General features: G+C 67.1%; 17 protein-coding genes, 1 tRNA gene and 1 pseudogene. 12 read left to right on the top strand and 7 right to left on the bottom strand.

The annotated features are described in order from the left end of the window. Positions 1-459: 459 nt before the first annotated feature. Positions 460-723, top strand: coding sequence for a translation initiation factor IF-1 (gene infA, locus NMQ16_RS02625; protein ID WP_069038651.1), 264 nt, complete (start codon positions 460-462; stop codon positions 721-723). A gap of 197 nt (positions 724-920) precedes the next feature. Here the strand turns inward: infA and dksA are convergent, their stop codons facing one another. Then, on the bottom strand, positions 921-1,370 hold the full coding sequence (dksA, locus tag NMQ16_RS02620; RefSeq protein ID WP_373566742.1) for an RNA polymerase-binding protein DksA: 450 nt from the start codon (positions 1,368-1,370) through the stop codon (positions 921-923). A 152-nt stretch (positions 1,371-1,522) separates the two neighbouring features. Here dksA and NMQ16_RS02615 point away from each other — a divergent pair, with 152 nt between their 5' ends. The 5 genes from NMQ16_RS02615 to NMQ16_RS02595 all read left to right on the top strand — a co-directional run bounded on the left by NMQ16_RS02615 (position 1,523) and on the right by NMQ16_RS02595 (position 7,825). After that, the gene (locus tag NMQ16_RS02615) at positions 1,523-2,245 is read left to right on the top strand and encodes a class I SAM-dependent methyltransferase (protein WP_257078932.1); all 723 of its coding nucleotides are present in this window, start codon (positions 1,523-1,525) and stop codon (positions 2,243-2,245) included. 307 nt (positions 2,246-2,552) lie between these two features. After that, positions 2,553-3,686 carry a DNA repair exonuclease gene (locus NMQ16_RS02610; RefSeq protein WP_257078931.1) on the top strand — a complete coding sequence of 378 codons (1,134 nt, stop codon included), beginning with the start codon at positions 2,553-2,555 and terminating at the stop codon, positions 3,684-3,686. After that, complete coding sequence (locus NMQ16_RS02605) at positions 3,683-6,334, top strand: AAA family ATPase (RefSeq protein ID WP_257078930.1); 2,652 nt, start codon at positions 3,683-3,685, stop codon at positions 6,332-6,334. Before NMQ16_RS02610 ends, NMQ16_RS02605 begins: the two co-directional genes overlap by 4 nt. Positions 6,335-6,565: 231 nt before the next feature. Beyond that, positions 6,566-7,033 carry a BLUF domain-containing protein gene (locus NMQ16_RS02600; RefSeq protein WP_257078929.1) on the top strand — a complete coding sequence of 156 codons (468 nt, stop codon included), beginning with the start codon at positions 6,566-6,568 and terminating at the stop codon, positions 7,031-7,033. Between the two features lie 72 nt (positions 7,034-7,105). Next, complete coding sequence (locus NMQ16_RS02595; RefSeq protein WP_257078928.1) at positions 7,106-7,825, top strand: hypothetical protein; 720 nt, start codon at positions 7,106-7,108, stop codon at positions 7,823-7,825. An 11-nt stretch (positions 7,826-7,836) separates the two neighbouring features. Here the strand turns inward: NMQ16_RS02595 and NMQ16_RS02590 are convergent, their stop codons facing one another. Together NMQ16_RS02590 and NMQ16_RS02585 are read right to left on the bottom strand one after the other, a co-directional pair. Continuing rightward, positions 7,837-8,451: a TetR/AcrR family transcriptional regulator gene (locus NMQ16_RS02590; RefSeq protein ID WP_257078927.1), complete on the bottom strand. Its 615-nt coding sequence runs from the start codon at positions 8,449-8,451 to the stop codon at positions 7,837-7,839. Positions 8,452-8,538: 87 nt separating this feature from the next. Continuing rightward, complete coding sequence (locus tag NMQ16_RS02585; RefSeq protein WP_257078926.1) at positions 8,539-8,985, bottom strand: DUF2141 domain-containing protein; 447 nt, start codon at positions 8,983-8,985, stop codon at positions 8,539-8,541. 262 nt (positions 8,986-9,247) lie between these two features. Here NMQ16_RS02585 and NMQ16_RS02580 point away from each other — a divergent pair, with 262 nt between their 5' ends. Beyond that, complete coding sequence (locus tag NMQ16_RS02580) at positions 9,248-9,703, top strand: antibiotic biosynthesis monooxygenase (RefSeq protein WP_257078925.1); 456 nt, start codon at positions 9,248-9,250, stop codon at positions 9,701-9,703. Positions 9,704-9,713: 10 nt separating this feature from the next. Here NMQ16_RS02580 and NMQ16_RS19325 read toward each other — a convergent pair whose 3' ends face one another. The 3 genes and pseudogenes from NMQ16_RS19325 to NMQ16_RS02570 form a co-directional block, all read right to left on the bottom strand. Next, positions 9,714-10,952: an ABC-F family ATP-binding cassette domain-containing protein gene (locus NMQ16_RS19325; RefSeq protein WP_373566750.1), complete on the bottom strand. Its 1,239-nt coding sequence runs from the start codon at positions 10,950-10,952 to the stop codon at positions 9,714-9,716. Positions 10,953-11,186: 234 nt separating this feature from the next. Beyond that, positions 11,187-11,630 (bottom strand): annotated as a pseudogene (locus NMQ16_RS19320) (ATP-binding cassette domain-containing protein); the annotation flags it as partial. 362 nt (positions 11,631-11,992) lie between these two features. Next, a complete protein-coding gene (locus tag NMQ16_RS02570) occupies positions 11,993-12,292 on the bottom strand; it encodes a hypothetical protein (protein WP_257078923.1) in 300 nt (99 codons plus the stop codon). A 244-nt stretch (positions 12,293-12,536) separates the two neighbouring features. Here NMQ16_RS02570 and NMQ16_RS02565 point away from each other — a divergent pair, with 244 nt between their 5' ends. Next, positions 12,537-12,929 (top strand): BON domain-containing protein, encoded by a 393-nt coding sequence (locus tag NMQ16_RS02565; protein ID WP_257078922.1) that lies wholly within the window; start codon positions 12,537-12,539, stop codon positions 12,927-12,929. A 46-nt stretch (positions 12,930-12,975) separates the two neighbouring features. Here NMQ16_RS02565 and NMQ16_RS02560 read toward each other — a convergent pair whose 3' ends face one another. Continuing rightward, positions 12,976-14,691, bottom strand: a complete 1,716-nt coding sequence (locus tag NMQ16_RS02560; protein ID WP_257079288.1) for an ABC transporter transmembrane domain-containing protein — start codon at positions 14,689-14,691, stop codon at positions 12,976-12,978. A gap of 86 nt (positions 14,692-14,777) precedes the next feature. On the opposite strand from NMQ16_RS02560, the gene NMQ16_RS02555 reads away from it, so the two are divergent. The 4 genes from NMQ16_RS02555 to NMQ16_RS02540 form a co-directional block, all read left to right on the top strand. Then, positions 14,778-14,862 (top strand) — tRNA-Leu (locus NMQ16_RS02555). 239 nt (positions 14,863-15,101) lie between these two features. After that, positions 15,102-15,821: a hypothetical protein gene (locus NMQ16_RS02550; RefSeq protein ID WP_257078921.1), complete on the top strand. Its 720-nt coding sequence runs from the start codon at positions 15,102-15,104 to the stop codon at positions 15,819-15,821. A 16-nt stretch (positions 15,822-15,837) separates the two neighbouring features. Next, the gene (locus NMQ16_RS02545; protein ID WP_257078920.1) at positions 15,838-16,857 is read left to right on the top strand and encodes a hypothetical protein; all 1,020 of its coding nucleotides are present in this window, start codon (positions 15,838-15,840) and stop codon (positions 16,855-16,857) included. Positions 16,858-16,979: 122 nt separating this feature from the next. Beyond that, the coding region (locus tag NMQ16_RS02540; RefSeq protein ID WP_257078919.1) for an NYN domain-containing protein at positions 16,980-17,975 on the top strand (996 nt) is incomplete at its 3' end.

Raw genomic sequence — 17,975 nt, 5'->3', positions numbered from 1 at the left:
CCTCAATGCGGGCGTGGCGTGTCGGCGATCCGGAAGAAAGCGCTGCAGAAGGCATCGATTCAGGGCATAGTACGGGGTGGTGTAGGTCGGCCGGCGGCAAATGTCGCGCGGCCATGACATCGCCCGTTGTACCCGCATTCCGTTCCCACCGGATTTTCACCCTCTGAAACCGGCGTCCCCGCAAGGGCCGTGTGCTGCTTCGGCACTCGCGGCAGGGCCGCCGCAGGACGCCAGCGCTCCGGGATTGCCCCGGGCTCCAGTCCGCAGAGCTCACCCGCCGGTCACCGTGCAGACGCTGCATCCTTTCGATGCGGCAACGCGCGGACGATCCGCCTCAACCTGTCTGTCGGGCACGTGTGCCTGCAGACCACCGCTGATCAGCGCGCCATCGATCCGGCAGACCCCGGCACCGGCGCGCGGTCGGCGTGCCTGCACCCAATTCAACCTGGAGATTCACCCATGGCCAAAGAAGAACTGATAGACATGAATGGCGTCGTGACCGAAGTGCTGCCGGATTCGCGCTTTCGCGTGACGCTGGAGAACGGTCACCAGATCATCGCCTACACCTCGGGCAAGATGCGCAAGCACCACATCCGCATCCTCGCCGGCGACAAGGTGTCGCTTGAACTGTCGCCCTACGACTTCAGCAAGGGCCGCATCACCTTCCGCGAAATCGAAGGTCGTGGCGGCCCCGCCGCCGCCCCGCGCCGCCGGGTGCATTGATCGGTCGGTGACGGTCTGGCTCGCGGCGGGGTCCGGCTTCCTGACTGCCGGGCCTCACCCCGTCGGTCGGAGCGGCGGCCTGTGGGAGCGGCGGCCCCGCCGCGATAGTGCCGTGGCGATCGTTGTGCAGAGCGCGTATCGCGGCGAGGCCGCCGCTCCCACAAACCCGCTCCAACAGCCCGCCGGAAGTCGACCGCTCAGCGGCCGCGCATCTTGCGCTTGCGTTCGTGCAGTTCCTGCGCTTCCAGCGATAGCGTGGCGGTCGGGCGGGCGAGCAGGCGGGCGATGCCTATCGGGTCGCCGGTGAATTCGCACCAACCGTAGGTGCCGTCGTCGATTCGCACCAGCGCCTCGTCTATCGTGTGCAGATGCTTGCGTTCGCGGTCACGCACGCGCAATTCCAGTGAATGGTCCTCTTCCAGCGACGCGCGGTCGGACGGATCCGGCGTGCGCTCGAATTCGTGCAGATGCTGCGTCGTGTCGTGCGCCGACTGCAGCAGCGCGTCACGTTCGGCGCGCAGCCGCTGGCGGAAGAAGTCGAGTTGGCCGGCCGACATGTATTCGCTGTCGGGCGCTGCCAGCAGTGCCGCCTCCGCTTCGGACAACTCGTCCGGGGAGAGGGGAAGGATTGGGGGGGCAATCGACATGGTCTGCCTCCTCGTTGTGGGGTCTGCATGAAAGGTGCGGCACGCCGGTTCCGGCGCCGCCGCGGCGAAGCGCACAGGGCGACCGTCACGATACACGCCAAAGGCGAAGCTTGTGCGCTGCGTATCTGACGCGTGATGGTATGTTCGCCGCCATGTCCCGATACCTGCCCCGTGCGCGCGCCGACGCAGCGCCGCAGCGCCCCGACTACCGCCCCCGCCCGCCGCGTGCGCCCGGCTATCTGATCGAGCCGCCGCTGGATTTCGACCGTACCGGCAAGTTCTACATGGGGCGCGAAATCTCCGACGTGATGGGCTGGCGGGCCGCCGACTGGCTGGAGCGCCCGGAGCGGCTGGACGAGGAGCGTACCGACCTGCTGGTCGAAGCGCTCGACCTGCGGTCCGGCATGGTGATTGCCGACATCGGCGCCGGCACCGGCTATCTGTCGCGGCTGATGTCGCCCGCCGTGAAGCCGCACGGGAAGATCATCGCCGTCGACGTGCAAGGCATGATGGTGCGCAAGATCGAGCGGCTGGCGCGCGAGAACGGCTTCGACAACATCGAGGCCGTGCGCTGCCGGGAGCATGACGCACAGCTGCCCGCGGCGGCGCTCGACATGGCGGTCATGCTCGACGTCTATCACGAGCTGTCGTTCCCGTTCGAAATGCTGGCCAGCATCGTGCGCGCCACGAAGCCGGGCGGTCGGATCGTGTTCGTCGAGTTCAAGGAAGAGGATCCGGACATTCCGATCAAGCCACTGCACAAGATGAGCGAAGCGCGTGTGCGGCGCGAGGCCGCGGTGCACCGGCTGAAATGGGAGTGCACGATCGACCATCTGCCGTGGCAGCACGTCGTCGTGTTCCGCAGGCCGGGTTGAAACGGCTGCCGGCAGAGCGCACGCAGGAGAGGTCTTTGCGGGCGCGGCGGCGTGTGGAAGCGGCGCAGGTTTTGTGGGAGCGGCGATCCACTGCCGGCCCTGCATGGCCGGCCGGCTCTGCGGGCGGCGAGCAGTGCTCGCCGAAACCCCCGCGCCGCCCTCGCCGCGATCGGCGCGTTGATCATCGACCATCGCTGCACTGATCGCGGCGAGGCCGCCGCTCCCACAACAATTCCCACGACCACGCGGCCGCGTCCTGCTCACCCGTTCTGTATAGTCCGCTCACCATCGCATCAGACCTCGCACCTTGCTGAAACTTCTCCACACCGCCGACTGGCAGATCGGCAAGCTGTACGGCCAGTTCGAGCCGGATGACGCCGCACTGCTCGCGGAGGCGCGCTTCGCCGCCGTCGAGCGGCTGGCGCAGCTGGCCAGCGTGCAGGGCGTACACATGGTGCTGGTGGCGGGCGACGTATTCGATGCGCAGGGCGTGGCCGAGCGTACGATCCACCGGCTGTTCAACTGCCTGCGCGGCTACGTCGGGCCCTGGGTGATGATTCCGGGCAACCATGACGCCGCGCTGAGCGAATCGGTGTGGACGCGCGCCGCGCGACTGGGCGCGATCCCGCCCAACGTCACGGTGTGCCTCGCACCGGGCGCCGTGCAGTTCGACGCCTTGCGCGTGGCCGTGCTGGCCGCACCGCTGACCCAGCGCATCACGCACAGCGACCTCACGTCCGCCTTCGCCGCCACGGATAGCCCGGCCGGCTTTCACCGCATCGGGCTGGCGCACGGCAGCGTGCAGGGCATCCTCGCCGAAGGCATCGATTCGTCGAATCCGATCGCCGCCGGGCGCGCCGCCGAGGCGCGGCTCGACTACCTCGCACTCGGCGACTGGCACGGCTGCCGGCAGGTCGATGCGCGCACCTGGTACAGCGGTACGCCGGAAACCGACCGCTTCCGCGCCAATGACTCCGGCCGGGCACTGATCGTCGAGATTGCCGCGCCCGGCGCCGAACCGGTCGTGACGCCGGTGGTGACCGGACAGTACCGCTGGTTGAACGAGCGCGCGACGCTGCAGGTGGCCAGCGACATCGATGTGCTGCTCGAGCGGCTGGCCACTTTCGGTCATGTGGATGTCGTGCAGCTCATGCTCGATGGCGAAACCGATCTGGCCGGACACGCCCGCCTGCGCGATGCCCTCGCGCAGACGCAGGGGCGGGTGCGCAGCTTCACGGCCGATCTGTCGGCGCTGCGCATTGCGCCGACCGATGACGACATCGACGCGCTGGCAGCCGACGGCTATCTTGGCGACGTGATCGCCGAACTGCGAACCCTTCAAGGGAGCGGCGACGGCAAGGCCGAAACGGCGCGTGATGCGCTGGTGCTGCTCGCCGGCCTGCTGCGTGACCGGTGTACCTCAGACGGAGGCGCCTCGTGAAGCTCACGCGCATCCGCATCGAACAGTTCCGGCAGTTCCGCCAGCCTTTGCAGATCGCCGGGCTGGACCCCGGCCTCAACCTGTTCACCGGCCCGAATGAAGCCGGCAAGAGCACCGTCGTCGCAGCCATCCGTGCCGCCTTCTTCGAGCGTCACCGTTCGGGCAGCGTCGATGACCTGCGTCCGTGGGGCGACGCCTCCGCGTCGCCGACGGTCGAACTCGACTTCGAAACCGGCGGCGTCGCCTACCGTCTGAGCAAGAGCTTCCTCGTCCGCAAGCGCTGCACGCTGAGCAGCGGCGCCCAGCAGTTCGATGGCGCCGATGCCGAAGACCGGTTGGCCGACCTGCTCGGCTTCCGCCACGCCGGTCGCGGCGCCAGCGCGGCCGAGCACTGGGGCATTCCCGGCCTGTTGTGGATACAGCAAGGCACGGCGCACGACATCCGCGACCCGGTCGCACACGCCACCGATCACCTGCGCACCGCACTGAACACCTCGCTGGGCGAAGTGGCCAGCAGCGGCGGCGACGCGGTGACCGATAAGGTCGAGGCGTTGCGCAACGAACTGCTGACGCCGGCGAACGCCACACCGCGCGGTCCCTACAAGGAGGCGATCGAAATCGAAGCCGGCCTTGCCGAAGAGATTGCTGCGCTGGACGCCGACATCGCCGCCTACCGCAACAAGGTCGACCGGCTCGCTGCGCTGCGCCGCGAACACGAGGCCGACGACGCGGAAAAGCCATGGCTCGCGCTGCGCGCGCAGGAACAGGCGGCGCGCCGCAAGTTCGATGAGGCCAAGGCGCTGGGCGCGCGATTGGGCGAAGCACAGCAGCGTGCACGGCGCATCGAGGACACGCTGGCGCTGCTGCACAGCCAGCTCGAACGCCATGGCACCGAGCAGAGCGAGGTCGAACAGCGCCGTGCGGCACTGAGCGCCGCAGAAGACAAGCTGACCGCGGCACAAGCCACGGCGCAGCAGTGGCAGCGCCGCAGCAGCGAGGCGGCGGCGCGCCATGACGCCGCACGACAGGCACTGAACCGCGCCCGCCAGCGCGATACTCGGGCCACGCTGGCGCGCCAGCTCGACGAATTGACGCGACGGCGCGACGCCGCCCGCGCCACGCTGGCACAGGCCGATACCGAAGCCGGGCGCCTGCGCAGCGCGCGCCAGCAGATGGCGGCCACCGAGCTGCGCAGCGCCGATCTGGCCACCCTGCGCGCCCAGCAGCAGGACATCCGCACGCTGCGCCTGCGGCAGGAGGCAGCCGCCACCCGCTTGCGTTTCACGCTCGACGATGGCCGGGTCATCCGGATCGGTGAAGAAGGCCTGACCGGTCAGGGCGAGCGTCTGCTGACCGAAGCGACCGCGGTGACGCTGCCTGGCCTCGGCCGGCTCGACATCACGCCAGGCGGCGCCGATCTGGCCGATCTGGGCCGCCAGGAAGCCGCGTTGCTCGACCGTCACGCAGCGCTGCTGGCCCGCCTCGGTGTCGGGTCGCTCGATGCCGCCGAAGCACGTCTGCATATATATATGCAGCATCAGGCCGATGCGCAGACCGCCGAGGCCGCGCTCAAGGCGCGCGCACCGCAGGGTCTGGATGCGTTGCGCAGCGATCTGGCGATGCTCGAAGGCCGTCTGGCCGAAGTCACGCAATCCCTGGCGCGGCTCGCCGGGGCGTCCGACGACGGCCTGGCCCTGCCGTCCGTCAACGAAGCGGAATCGCAGGAAGAGGCCGCGCGCGCCTCTGCCGCCGATGCAGCAAAGCAGCGGGCTGCCGCGGACATCGCCGCCGCCAACGCGCAGAGCGCGGTCGACGCGGCTCTGCGCGAACTGCGTAGTGCGCAGGCCATGCTCGATGCGCCTGAGCGTGCCGCACGGCTGGCCGCCGCGCAGCGCGCGCTGAACGAAGCGCTCGCCGGGCAGGCGGTGGCTGCAGCCGACATCGATGCGCTGACCGCGCAGTGCCGTGACGCGCGCCCGGACATCCTCCAGCAGGACATCACGCGCTTCGGTGGCAGTGCCGAACAACTCGAGCGCTCAGCCAGCCTGCGCCGCGATGAACTGACCCGGCTCGAAGTGGAACTGCAGACAGCCGGCGCACAGGGTCTGGACGAGCGGCGTGCCGAGCGAGCGCGCGACCATGCGCGGGCCGCGCGCCGCGCTGCCGAGCTGCGCCGCCGCGCCAGCGCGCTCGACCACCTGCTGACATTGCTGAGAAGCCATCGCAGCGCGCTGACCCGCCGCCTGCAGGCACCGCTGCAGAAGCATCTCGACCGCTATCTGCAGTTGCTGTTTCCGAACGCAAAGCTCGATATCGACGACCAGCTTTTTCCCGGGGCGATGATGCGTGCCGACTTCAACGGTGCAGAAAGCGGCTGCTTCGAGGAATTCAGTTTCGGCGCGCGCGAACAGATGGGCGTCATCAGCCGGCTTGCCTATGCCGACCTGCTGCGCGAAGCCGGCCGCCCGACGCTGATCATCCTCGACGATGCGCTGGTGCACAGCGACGATGAACGGCTGGCGCGCATGAAGCGCGTGCTGTTCGATGCCGCTACCCGGCATCAGATCCTGCTGTTCACCTGTCACCCGGAGAACTGGCGCGACATGGGCGTGGCGGCCCGGTCGCTCGAGGCCCTGAAGGCGGCGTGATCTCGCGGGCCAGCGCGCGGCGCCGATGACGCGCTGCAACCCCCTTTTTGGTCAGCATGCAGGCGCTTGCCAAGGATTACGGGCAAATCCCGAGGGCGTTGCCCGGGGTCAGTTCCCCGTCCCGTGACTGTCGGAACTTCGTTTTTTGCATCTGATCCCAAGTGCAGCTTATTCTTCGTTTTTGTGCAGTGCGATTCGCGCCTGCCGGGCCATTACGGAAAGACCTGCCTCATGAACGCTTTCCAATCTTCGCGTGGCGATGAGCCGACGCTGGATCCGCTGCTTCCGCGGCTCTACAACGTGGTCTATTGCAGCCGTGCGGCGGAAGGTGTCGATATAGCCGATGTCGAGCGCATCATCGCGTCAGCGCGGCGGCACAATCCCGCAGCCGGCATCACCGGTCTGCTGGTGTTCGGCAGCGGCGTGTTCTTCCAGTGGCTTGAAGGCCCGCGCGACAGTGTGACCGCGCTGATGGCGACGCTGAGGTCAGACCCGCGGCACGATACCGTGGTCGAGCTGAGTGCCAACGAAGAGGTGCGCGAGCGGCTGTTTCCCGATTGGGACATGGAATTCGTCGAAAGCACCGATATCCGGGAAGTGCTGCTCGATGCGCTTGACGACGCGGAAGACCCGAAGAATGTCGCGGCGCTCGGTCTGTTGCTGGAACACATTGACGGCGGTGCGCTGGATCCCGCTTGAGCCAGACAGACCCGCAAACAGGCGCGGCAGGATTCATCGTCCTGTCATTTTTTTGGTAAAGTCTGCGGCGTCATGCGCCATCTGCCCCGATTGTCTTGCCTCCCGGTGCTGCCGGGCCTGCTGCTCTGCCTGGCCGCCCGCGCTCAGGGGCCGGCCCCGGCAGACGTCCTGGCCGAACCGATCCGGCTGCCGGAAATCCGCAGCGTGCTGCGTTACAGCGCCACGCCCGACGAATTGCCCGAGCCACCCGACACGCTTGATCCGGCCATGCTCAACGAATGTGTCGGGAAGCGCCGCATCATCGAAGCCGAGCGAAAGGTGCTGGCCGCCTACGCCGGAGAACAGACCGATCAAGCGGCCACACTGAAACCCGATATCGACGCTCTGGCCCGGCAACGCGAGGCGCTGGACGCGCTTGAAGCGACATCCGTGCAGGAGGGCGCAGAGGTGACTCGCAACGGCGCTGCGATCAACACGCGCCACGCGGCCCTTGAAGCGGCAATCAAGGCGCCGCCCGCGGACGCCAGGCAGGCGGCCGCGCGCAAGCAGTCAGTGGACGCCTTCAACGCCGACGTCCGGCGCCACAACGAAACGATTGATGCGCATAACCGTGGGCTGGAGGCGCTTCGGCAGGCGGTCGCGGCGTACAACGCAGCTGTTGGGGCGCTGCGCGCGCGCGTCGATGCGGTCAACACGCGCCATGCGGACTATGACCAGCGCGTCGAGGCGCATAACCGGATGATCGAGGGTTATACGAAGGATTGTGTCGGTCATCGCCGGCTTCTGCGCTGACCTGATGGCCGTCAGGTCGCCGCCAGACCCATTCCAACGCGGTTCATGACGTGCCGCATGGCCTGCTCCAGCACGCCGGGGGCGAGGTCGAGCTGGCCGATGCAATTGCCGGTCATGACGCCGGCCAACCCATGCATCGCCGACCAGATGTACAGCGCATCGAGATCGACCAGCGCCTGCTGTTGTGGCGCGTCGCCATGCATGCGTCGCAGCACCTGGCGCAGGATGTCGAAGGCGTGCGCGGCGTCGCGCACCAGGTCGGGATGCGCGGCAGACGCCGGCCACGGTGTGCTGAACATCAGCCGGTACTCCAGCGGATGGCGATGCGCGAAATCGAGGTATTGCCGACCCAGCGCGCCGAGATCGTCCCCGGGATCGTCGAATTTACCGCGCGCGTCGAGGTGGGCGGCGAAGCCTTCGAAGCAGCGCCGCATGACCTCGGCCAGCAGGTGGTCGCGGCTCGGGTAGTGCTTGTACGGGGCCTGATGCGACACACCAAGCCGGCGCGCGACATCGCGCAGGCTCAGCTGTTCGATGCCGTGCTCGGCAATGGCTTCGCGCGCCGCGACGATGCAGGCATCGCGCAGGGCGATCGGCGCGTGTGCGGCGTCCTTCGTCTGGGGCATCCGGTCCGGGAGGCAAAATGATCCGGCGACAACGTTAACACGACGGGCCACCCGCGCATGCCCCGGCGAGCCGCTTGAAGCGCCGGACTATCGTCCCACGGCGACATCGAGCACCGTGTCGCCGTCGTTGTCCTTCACGACGAAGGCTGCCTCGTCGAAGCGGGGTGCGCGCAGCGTCGGACGCACGCCATTCGAGACCCCCCACGCTTCGGTCGGCAGGCCGATGAGATTGGTGTCGACACGCCGATTGCCGTTCAGGTCGTGCACAACCGACACCGCGTAGCGCCCGGGCACAACGTCGGCGAAGCGGCAGGTGACGCCTTCAGCGGCTGCGGCTTGCCAGCGCACGCGTGCCGACGTGTTGTCCATCGGAAAACCGGTGTCCCGTTCGAACAGCGCGCAGCCGATCTCGCCGTTCGCTGCGGTCACGCCGCTCACGCGCACCACGATTTCGGCGGCCGCTCCGTTCAGCGGCAACACGGACAGGGCCAGAAGCCCTGCAAGGCGGGCGAATGGAATGCTCTGGACAGACATATCGGGTACCTCCGGCAGCGGGATCGTGACGGCATGGCAGCGGATCGGGCGCGCGGCTTCGCCGGGTGCATCCGATGGCTGCCGATGATCAGTGGTTGACACTGTCAACGCGCGGTGCCGATAATGAAGGTTGAAGTAGACGGCGTCAACCCGAGTTGTCGATCACGTCACCCCGACCCTGACCCTGATGCGAGGTTTCGCCATGTCACCTGCCCTGCCGCCGGGAAGCCGCCCTTTCATGCCGTCGCTGCGCACCCTGCTGATGGCGGCCGGCCTGTCCGCACTGGCGGGCGCGTGCGCGCTGTCGACGCCGTTTCCGCGCATCGACACGGCCGTCGCCGACGAGGCGGACGACGCCGTCGTGCTGGTGCTGACGCACATCGTCGTCGATGGCGCGCGGCGCGATGAATTCGATCGCCAGACGCGCCGCGTCATCGACAGCATGGCGACACAGCCCGGCCTGATCGGCTATTCCGCGCGGCGCGAACTGTTCGGCAACGAGGCGTGGACGATGAGCGTGTGGTCCGGCGACGCCGCGCGCGCCCGCTTCGTCCGCTCGGCCGTGCATCAGGAGGCCATCGCGAAAAGCGAGCTGGCGATCGTGACCGTCCGGCTGAAGCGGCTGAACATGGCCCGCAAGGACGTGCCGCGCGATTGGGCGGCGGCGCTGGAGCTGCTCGCGCGACCGGGCAATGAACGCGTCTACAAGAAGGATTGAGTTTGTGGCCCTATGACGCCGATTCGATCTGTTCCGACACCACCAGCCAGCGCTCTTCGTGGGCGTCGAGTTCGGCGTCGATCTTCTGCAGCGTCACGCCCAGTTCGCCGATTTCCTGCGGCGGCAGCGACGTGGTGAGACGCGCTTCGATGCCGTGCTTTCGCTTCTGCAGGTCGAGGATGGACTGTTCCAGCTTGCCCAGTTCGAGCTTCAGCGCCTTGAGATTCACCGGCGTCTTCTTCACCGCCGGGGCGGGTACGGGGGCGGCTGTGGCGGCTGGCGCTGCCGAGGCTGCCGGCGCCTTCAATGATTCCTTCAGGTCTTCGCGGGCCCGTTTTGCTTCATTGAGCAGGTAACGCTGGTAATCGTCGAGGTCGCCCTCGAACGGTTCGATGCCGCCGCGCGACACCAGCCAGAATTCGTCACAGACCGAGCGCAGCAGCGATCGGTCGTGGCTCACCAGCATGACCGTGCCTTCGAATTCGTTCAGTGCCATCGCCAGTGCTTCACGGGTGGCGAGGTCGAGGTGGTTGGTCGGTTCGTCCATCAGCAGCAGGTTGGGGCGTTGCCACACCAGCATGCACAGCACGAGACGGGCCTTCTCGCCGCCGCTCATCGTGCCGACCGCCTGCTTCACCATGTCGCCGCTGAAATTGAAGGTGCCGAGGAAGTTGCGCAGGTCCTGCTCGCGACCGCTCTGTCCGGCCGGCAGGCCTTCGCGCGCCATGCGCGTCATGTGTTCGAGCGGATTGTCCTGCGGCCGCAGCACATCCAGTTCCTGCTGCGCGAAATAGCCGACCGACAGACCCTTGCCCTCGCTGACCATACCGGTGGTGGGCTTGAGCGCGCGTGCGATGGTCTTGACCACCGTCGATTTGCCCTGACCGTTGGCGCCCAGAATGCCGATGCGCTGGCCGGCCATCACGGTGCGGTTCACATTGCGCACGATGGTGGTCGGCGGCGTGCCCGGCGGCGCCTCTTCCGGTGGCGGATAGCCGAAGCTCGCGTTCTCCATCACCAGCATCGGGTTGGGCAGATTGGCCGGTTCCTTGAATTCGAAGGTGAAGTCGGCGCTGGCCAACATCGGCGCCAGCCGTTCCATGCGGTCGAGCGCCTTGACGCGGCTCTGCGCCTGCTTGGCCTTGCTCGCCTTGGCCTTGAAGCGCGCGATGAACTTCTGCAGATGGGCGATCTTGTCCTGCTGCTTGGCGTAGGCATTCTGCTGCAGTTCCATCTGCTGTGCCCGCATGTCTTCGAAGGTGCTGTAGTTGCCGCCGTAACGGGTCAGCTTCGCCGCGTCGATGTGCAGCGTGACATTGGTGATGGCGTCGAGAAACTCGCGGTCGTGGCTGATGACGACCAGCGTGCCTTCGTAGCGCGTCAGCCAGCTTTCCAGCCAGACCAGCGCGTCCAGATCCAGGTGATTGGTCGGTTCGTCGAGCAGCAGCAGGTCGGACGGACACATCAGCGCACGTGCCAGCTGCAGGCGCATGCGCCAGCCGCCGGAAAAGCTGTTCACCGGATTGTTCAGTTCGGTCGTCTTGAAACCCAGACCGAGGATCAGCGACTGGGCACGCGCCTGGGCGTCGTGCGCGCCGGCATCGTGCAGCGCCATGTAGGCATAGGCCATGCGCTCGCCATCGTCGCCCGCCTCGGCGGCATGCACTTCCTGCTGCGCCGCGAGCAGCGCGGTGTCGCCCTCGATGACGAAGTCGGTCGCCGGCTGGTCGGTTTCGGGCATGTCCTGCGCGACCTGCGCCATGCGCCACTGCACCGGTACGTTGAATTCACCGGAATCTTCATGCAGCGTGCCGTTGAGCAACGCGAAAAGCGTCGACTTGCCGGCGCCGTTGCGACCGACCAGACCGACCTTTTCGCCCGGGTTGATGGTGGCGGTGGCGCCGTCGAGCAGCACCTTGGCGCTGCGGCGCAGGGTGACGTTCCTGAGTGTGATCATGCGGGTGAAGCTCCAGCGGACGTCCCGCAACGACAGGCGGCAAGACCAGGGAAGGGGTGGCGGGGCGGAAAAGACGGGGCAGGCGACCGAAAGTCGTGACCGGAAGGTCGCTGCAGGCCGAAGTATCTTCGCCCGCGCAGGTCGCCGTCAAATCGAACGCGGGCGCACCGCGCGTCCGGAATGAACCGGATCAGGGGTGTTCCGCCCGGAAGTGACGGGATGGCGCCGGAGTTTCCGTCCGGCGCCCGCGTGCCCGCGCGGCCCCGCCGTCCATTTCGTGTCCGCTGCCGGCTCCGACCGCAGGGTGGAGGCAAGCCGGGCACCCGATGGCGTCAGCGTCCTTCGATCAGTTCGCGTCCGCGCAGAAAGCCCATTCCTTCGGCAATCGCCTGCGATGCGTAGAACAGCCCGAGGTCGGCTTTCGCGCCGACCAGTTCGACTCGCTGCGCGTCTGCACCGCGCGTGCTGACCGTGACCGTGAAGGTCCATTCGTTGCCGTGGCCGGACAGCGCCGGGTTGTGGTTGATGAGGCGTTCGGTGCAGACGTGCATGTCGTGGTCGTGGTAGGACTCCGTCTTCCACACCGGCGCGTCCATCGGTTCATTCGGCGTGATCTCTAGCGTCGTGGTCATTGATCTCTCCTGGCATCGTCATCGTGGATTCAGACGTGCGGGCCGGATGCTCCCTCCGCTTTGCCGACGCCTGAAGCATGAAGGTGCCCGCGGGCCGGCGCGGCGGTCTGTGCGCTGGCGGACGGATCGCACCGCGCGTATGCCCGGCAGACCGCACCCTGTGTTCGTTCCGGTACGGACGAGCCGGATACGGACGCCGATGATCCGGACCACGGTCGACTTGACCGTCTGCGGAGACATCTTCATGAAAACCCACCAGACATCACGGCGTACGGCCGCGACGCTTGCCTGCCTCGGCGTGCTCTTGCTCGCCGGATGCGACAAGCAAGAGCCCTTGCCGGTCACCCAATCGCCCTCGGCCGCGCCGGCTGCGGTGCCGTCGAACGCGACGGCCCAGTCGATGCCGGAATCCGAAGCGAATCTCGACGACGCCGGCGTGACGACCCGCGTGACGACTGCCCTGCTGGCTGATCCGAGCGTCAAGGCCTTCCCGATCGAAGTCATTTCGCTCAAGGGCGATGTGCGTCTGCTCGGCATCGTCGACACCCAGGAACAGCGTGAGCGGGTGCTCGAGGTGGCGCGAGGCGTCGACGGCGTGCATGCGCTGCACGACGAACTGACGCTGCGCAAGCAGTGATGCTCTGGCGCCTTGCGCCCGTCGTCGGAGCGCTCCCTGCTCGCGTCTAGGCATCGATGAACTGCAGCCGCGCCAGTTTCGCGTACAGGCCTTCCTGCGCCAGCAGTTCGGCGTGCGTGCCGGTCTCGACCGCGTGGCCGTGCTCGAGCACGACGATGCGGTCGGCGCGCTGCACGGTGGCCAGGCGGTGTGCCACGACCAGCGTGGTGCGGCTGGCCATCAGCGGCGCCAGTGCGGCCTGCACCATGCGTTCGCTTTCGGCGTCGAGCGCCGACGTGGCTTCGTCCAGCAGCAGGATGGGCCGGTCGGCCAGGATGGCGCGCGCGATGGCAATGCGCTGGCGCTGGCCGCCGGACAGACGCACACCGCGCTCGCCGAGCGGGCTGTCATAGCCGCCCGGCATGGCGCGGATGAAGGCGTCGGCGAAGGCGGCTTCGCAGGCGGTGCGCACCTCGGCATCCGTGGCGTCGGGGCGCGCATAGCGCACGTTGTCGGCGACGCTGGCGGCGAAGATGACGGCCTCCTGGGGGACCAGTGCGATGCGCGCGCGCAGGTCGGCCGGATCCGCTTCGGCGAGCGGCACGCCGTCGATGCACACCGTGCCCGACTGCGGGTCATAGAAGCGCAGCAGAAGCTGAAACAATGTGGACTTGCCGGCACCGGACGGCCCGACCAGCGCGACGGTTTCGCCGGCACGCACGTCGAGGCTGAAGCCGTCGAGTGCCGGCGTGTCGGGCCGGCTCGGATAGCAGAAGCGAACGTCGCGGAACGTGATGTCGCCGCGCGCCGGCTCGGGCAGCGCGCGCGGTGACGCCGGCGCCATGATGTCGGGCTGCGTATCGAGCAGTTCGATCAGACGTTCAGTGGCACCGGCGGCCCGCTGCAGTTCGCCCCACACTTCCGACAGCGCCCCGACCGAACTGGCCACCATGGCCGCGTAGAACACGAAAGCCGACAGTTCGCCGGCACTCAGACGACCTTCCAGCACATCGTGCCCGCCGACCCACAGGATGACCGCTACCGACCCGAACACCAGCAGGATCACCATCACCACCATCAGCGCCGAATGACGATAGCGTTTCACGCCGGTGTCGAAACTGCGTTCGACCAGCGCGGTGAAGTGATCTCGGTCCGCGTCTTCGTGGCCGCAGGCCTGCACGATGCGGATGGCGTGCACGCTCTCGTCGACATGGGTGCCGAGGTCGGCCACCCGGGCCTGGCGCTCGCGCGACAGCGCACGCACCTTGCGGCCGAACAGCACGATGGGTGCGACCACCAGTGGCACGCCGGCCAGCACCAGCAGGGTGAGCCGGCCGCTGGTCAGCGCCAGCATCACGAGGCCGCCGGTCAGCAGCAGGAGATTGCGCAGCGCGATCGACAGCGTCGATCCGACCACATTCTCGATCTGCGCCGTGTCGTTGGTCAGTCGCGAAATGACTTCGCCGGTGCGCCCGGCTTCGAAGAAGGACGGTGGCAGCGTCAGCAGATGCGCATAGACCCGGGTGCGCAGGTCCGCCGACACCCGTTCGCCCAGCCACGAAACATTGTAGAAGCGCAGCCAGGTCGCGCCCGCCAGCAGCACGACCAGCAGCAGCGAACCGCCAAGCGCGCGGTCCAGCCACTGCGCGTCGCCGGCCGCAAAACCCTGGTCGATCACGCTGCGCAGACCCTGGCCAAGCGCCAGCGCGGCGCTCGCCGCCAATACCAGACCGATGGTGGCCAGCAGCAGTCGGCCCCGATGCGGCTTCACCATTTCGAACATCACCTGCCGCGCTCGCTGTACATCCGTCACACTGCTGACTCCTTGTTGTGGCTGTTTTGTTGTATATTCCGGCCCCTATCCGAAGTGCGCGGGTGGCGAAATTGGTAGACGCGCTGTCTTGAGGGGGCAGTGCCGCAAGGCGTAAGAGTTCGAGTCTCTTTCCGCGCACCACACATTGAGTATCTCAGGCGCTTCATCGCGCCTCGCTTCTGTTTCACCCTCCGGTCGGCCCGGCCGGAAAAATCCTCGTCGTGGTCAGACATGCCGGGCACCGGTTGCGATGTTGCAGCGCAAACCGTGTCACGGCATCGCTTTGCTACCATCCGTCTCGCAATTCCGGGCCCGTCTCAATACAGAAAAGATTCCGGTCATGTAACCGGAACAGAATTCGGTCGGAGGAGGAGAAACCGATGGCGTTGGACAAGGTACTTCTGGGCCGCTTGTTGCAGTTGAACGAGCCGTGGACGGTACGCGATTTTCGCTTCGATCCGGACGCCCGCAAGCTGGACGCCTGGGTCGGCGTTGAGCCGCCACGCGGCTGGTTTGCCCGCGTGCGGCGTCAGCCGGCCGAAGGGCCCGAGCGCGTCTGGCGCCACGTCGACCTCGCGGGCTGGCGCTGCCATGTGCATGTGCAGGCGCCGATCGGCGCCGATCTGAGCGCGCTGCCCTGGGCCGGCGCAGTCGACATGCCGTTTTCCCAGGCGCTTTCCAAGCATGTGTTTGCGCTGTTCAACGAAGGTGTGCCGCTGAACGGCATCTGCACGATCACCGGCATTCCGCTGCAGGAACTGTGGAAGTTCAAGTACTCGCTTGATCAGGGCAAGACCGCCATCGCGGTGCCGGCTTCGCCGCTGGTCGATCTGGCGCCCGCCGGATCCGTCGTAGCTGTCGCGCCGGCAGACGACATTCCCGACCTGACCGATCCGGTCTGGCTCAAGCTGATCGAGGGCCAGGTCGATCTCGATATCCGTGCGCTCAGCCTGAAGCTTCTGATGACGCGCCTGCGCAGTCAGCTTGAAGTGATCACCGACGAAGAAGTACGCATGCTCAAGCTGCGCGAGCTGCATCGATATTTCGTCAAGAACGCACGAATGCTCGGGCATGAACTGTCCCAGCTGCGCGCCAGCTGACGTCCGCACCGCCTTCATGAACAGTCAGACCAAGCAGGAACTGAGCGGGCGCATGATGGGGCTGTCGGAAGCGACGGCCCTGATTCGCGGCGGTGGCTATTACAGCATCGCCGGCGACGAGTTGCTGCTGCGCGAGTTGCCTCGCGGGCACTGGATCGGCGGCACCATTCCTTATTTCATGGGGCAGGACGGCGGCGTCACCACGCGCGACCAGCTCTATGTCGCGCAGGTGCCGGTCAGCAGTGGTGTGCCGCTGATGCGCTTCTATGACCAGATCAGTCTGGAGCGGGTATGCGCCGACGCACCGGAAAACGGCTTTTCGATCATCGTCATTCCCGCGTTTTCGGCCGTGCACTCCCTGTTCGCTCGCAACGCGCCGGGCTACGAGGACATGTACCTCAAGCCGTTGATCGGCTGGATTTCGGGCATTCATCTCGACGATCTCGGCCGCGCCAGTCCACTCGCGGTCAATGGTGAAACGCTGGAATTCGAACCGGATCGCGCACTGGTGATGCACGTGCCGCTGCCGGCCGACAAGTACGCGCACATCGACATCATCAATCTGTTCACACCGGGTGACGGCGACAGCATCCGCTTCCCAGCCAAGGGGTTTTCGGTCGGCGAGTGCCGCATCAACGGCGAGCCGGCCAATTTCGCGCGCTATGTCACATCCAATGCGATAGACACCCGCCTGCCGCTGGTCGCCGACTACAGCGGCGCGATGATCAACGTGAGCATCAAGGCCGTCGATCTGGGCAAGGGCGTGGTCGATTTCTACGCGCCGGTATTCGACGACGTCGAATACCGTTTTGCCGCGCCGGTGCCCGACTACGTCAGCGCCTTCCAGCAGGCGCTGCGCGCGCGAGACGGTGGCCAGGCGGGCCCGGTCGGCTTCAGCTGCAACTGCGTGTTGAACTACCTGTACAGCGAACTCGAAGGCAAGCGCGTGCCCTCGCTGCTCGGCCCGATGACCTACGGCGAAGTGGCCTATCAGCTGCTGAACCAGACGCTGGTCTATCTGACGATCGAGGGCTGACCGGGACTTCTGAAGAGCGCGACCCGTAAGCGAGCAACGCTCCCACAGGGACAACTCCCACAGGGACCGCGCGGCCGCGCCGACAGGGGTAGCATGACGGTTTGTTCCTTCAACTGCTCCGCATGAACGATACCCAAACCTCGCAGCGCCGCCTGGCGCTGGTGATCGACGCCGACAACGCGCAGCCGTCGCTGATCCAGCCCGTACTGCTGGCCGCCGCGTCGCGCGGTCGCGTGACGGTGCGCCGCATCTACGGCGACTGGACGTCGCCCAACATGACGAGCTGGAAGGCGCACCTGCTCGACCACTCGATCCGGCCGATCCAGCAGTTCCGCATTGTCGGCGGCAAGAATGCGACCGACAGCGCGATGATCATCGACGCGATGGACCTGCTGCACTCCGGCCTCGTCGATGGCTTCTGCATCGTGTCCAGTGACTCCGATTTCACGTCGCTGGCGCGCCGCATCCAGGAAAGCGGCCTGTTCGTCATGGGGGTCGGTCGGCGCACGACGCCGGTCGCCTTCCAGCGCGCCTGCGAAGAATTCGTGTTCACCGACGACATGCGTGCCGCGCCCTCCGCCGCGTCATCGTCACCGAAGCGACGTCCGGCCGAACGGACCGCGCCGGCGAGCCCGGCCGGCGCAGCGCCGGCACGCGCCGAGGCACCGCGCAAGGCGCGCAGCACGCAGCCTGATGCGCAGGTGCTCGATCTGCTGTCGCAGGGCATCCGTTCTGCCACCGACGAAGACACCGGCTGGGCGGGTATCGGGCGGGTCGGCCAGATCGTTCGCCAGTACGAACCCGGCTTCAGCAACAAGGATTACGGCCACGCCAGCCTGTCCGGCCTGCTGGAAAGTCATCCGGAGCTGTTCCGCCTGCGCAAGGGTGACAATGGCCAGGCCCAGGTGCAGCTGATCGAAAAGCCGGTCGAGCGTGTGGCCGAACCCTCGGCGGACGACACCCCGAAGGCTGCAGCGCGACCGCGGCGCAGCCGTCAGCCGCGCAAGGCGCCGGCCGATTCGGGGGCCGCGGACAGTGTGGCCGTCGCACCGGCGCCGGTGGCCGCCGACCCGGCGCCTGACGCGCCGACCGCCAGCGACCCCAAGGCCGCAAAGCCG

It is taken from the genome of Methyloversatilis sp. XJ19-49, assembly GCF_024580145.1.
GTDB lineage: Bacteria > Pseudomonadota > Gammaproteobacteria > Burkholderiales > Rhodocyclaceae > Methyloversatilis.
This window is presented reverse-complemented; position numbering and strand designations above follow the sequence as displayed.

Bases quoted from the DNA above. Each gene is read 5' to 3' on its own strand.
- infA (WP_069038651.1), top strand. From the start codon at position 460: ATGGCCAAAGAAGAACTGATAGACATGAATGGCGTCGTGACCGAAGTG.
- dksA (WP_373566742.1), bottom strand. From the start codon at position 1,370: ATGTCGATTGCCCCCCCAATCCTTCCCCTCTCCCCGGACGAGTTGTCC.
- NMQ16_RS02615 (WP_257078932.1), top strand. From the start codon at position 1,523: ATGTCCCGATACCTGCCCCGTGCGCGCGCCGACGCAGCGCCGCAGCGC.
- NMQ16_RS02600 (WP_257078929.1), top strand. From the start codon at position 6,566: ATGAACGCTTTCCAATCTTCGCGTGGCGATGAGCCGACGCTGGATCCG.
- NMQ16_RS02595 (WP_257078928.1), top strand. From the start codon at position 7,106: ATGCGCCATCTGCCCCGATTGTCTTGCCTCCCGGTGCTGCCGGGCCTG.
- NMQ16_RS02590 (WP_257078927.1), bottom strand. From the start codon at position 8,451: ATGCCCCAGACGAAGGACGCCGCACACGCGCCGATCGCCCTGCGCGAT.
- NMQ16_RS02585 (WP_257078926.1), bottom strand. From the start codon at position 8,985: ATGTCTGTCCAGAGCATTCCATTCGCCCGCCTTGCAGGGCTTCTGGCC.
- NMQ16_RS02580 (WP_257078925.1), top strand. From the start codon at position 9,248: ATGGCGGCCGGCCTGTCCGCACTGGCGGGCGCGTGCGCGCTGTCGACG.
- NMQ16_RS19325 (WP_373566750.1), bottom strand. From the start codon at position 10,952: ATGCGGGCACAGCAGATGGAACTGCAGCAGAATGCCTACGCCAAGCAG.
- NMQ16_RS02570 (WP_257078923.1), bottom strand. From the start codon at position 12,292: ATGACCACGACGCTAGAGATCACGCCGAATGAACCGATGGACGCGCCG.
- NMQ16_RS02565 (WP_257078922.1), top strand. From the start codon at position 12,537: ATGAAAACCCACCAGACATCACGGCGTACGGCCGCGACGCTTGCCTGC.
- NMQ16_RS02560 (WP_257079288.1), bottom strand. From the start codon at position 14,691: ATGTTCGAAATGGTGAAGCCGCATCGGGGCCGACTGCTGCTGGCCACC.
- NMQ16_RS02550 (WP_257078921.1), top strand. From the start codon at position 15,102: ATGGCGTTGGACAAGGTACTTCTGGGCCGCTTGTTGCAGTTGAACGAG.
- NMQ16_RS02545 (WP_257078920.1), top strand. From the start codon at position 15,838: ATGAACAGTCAGACCAAGCAGGAACTGAGCGGGCGCATGATGGGGCTG.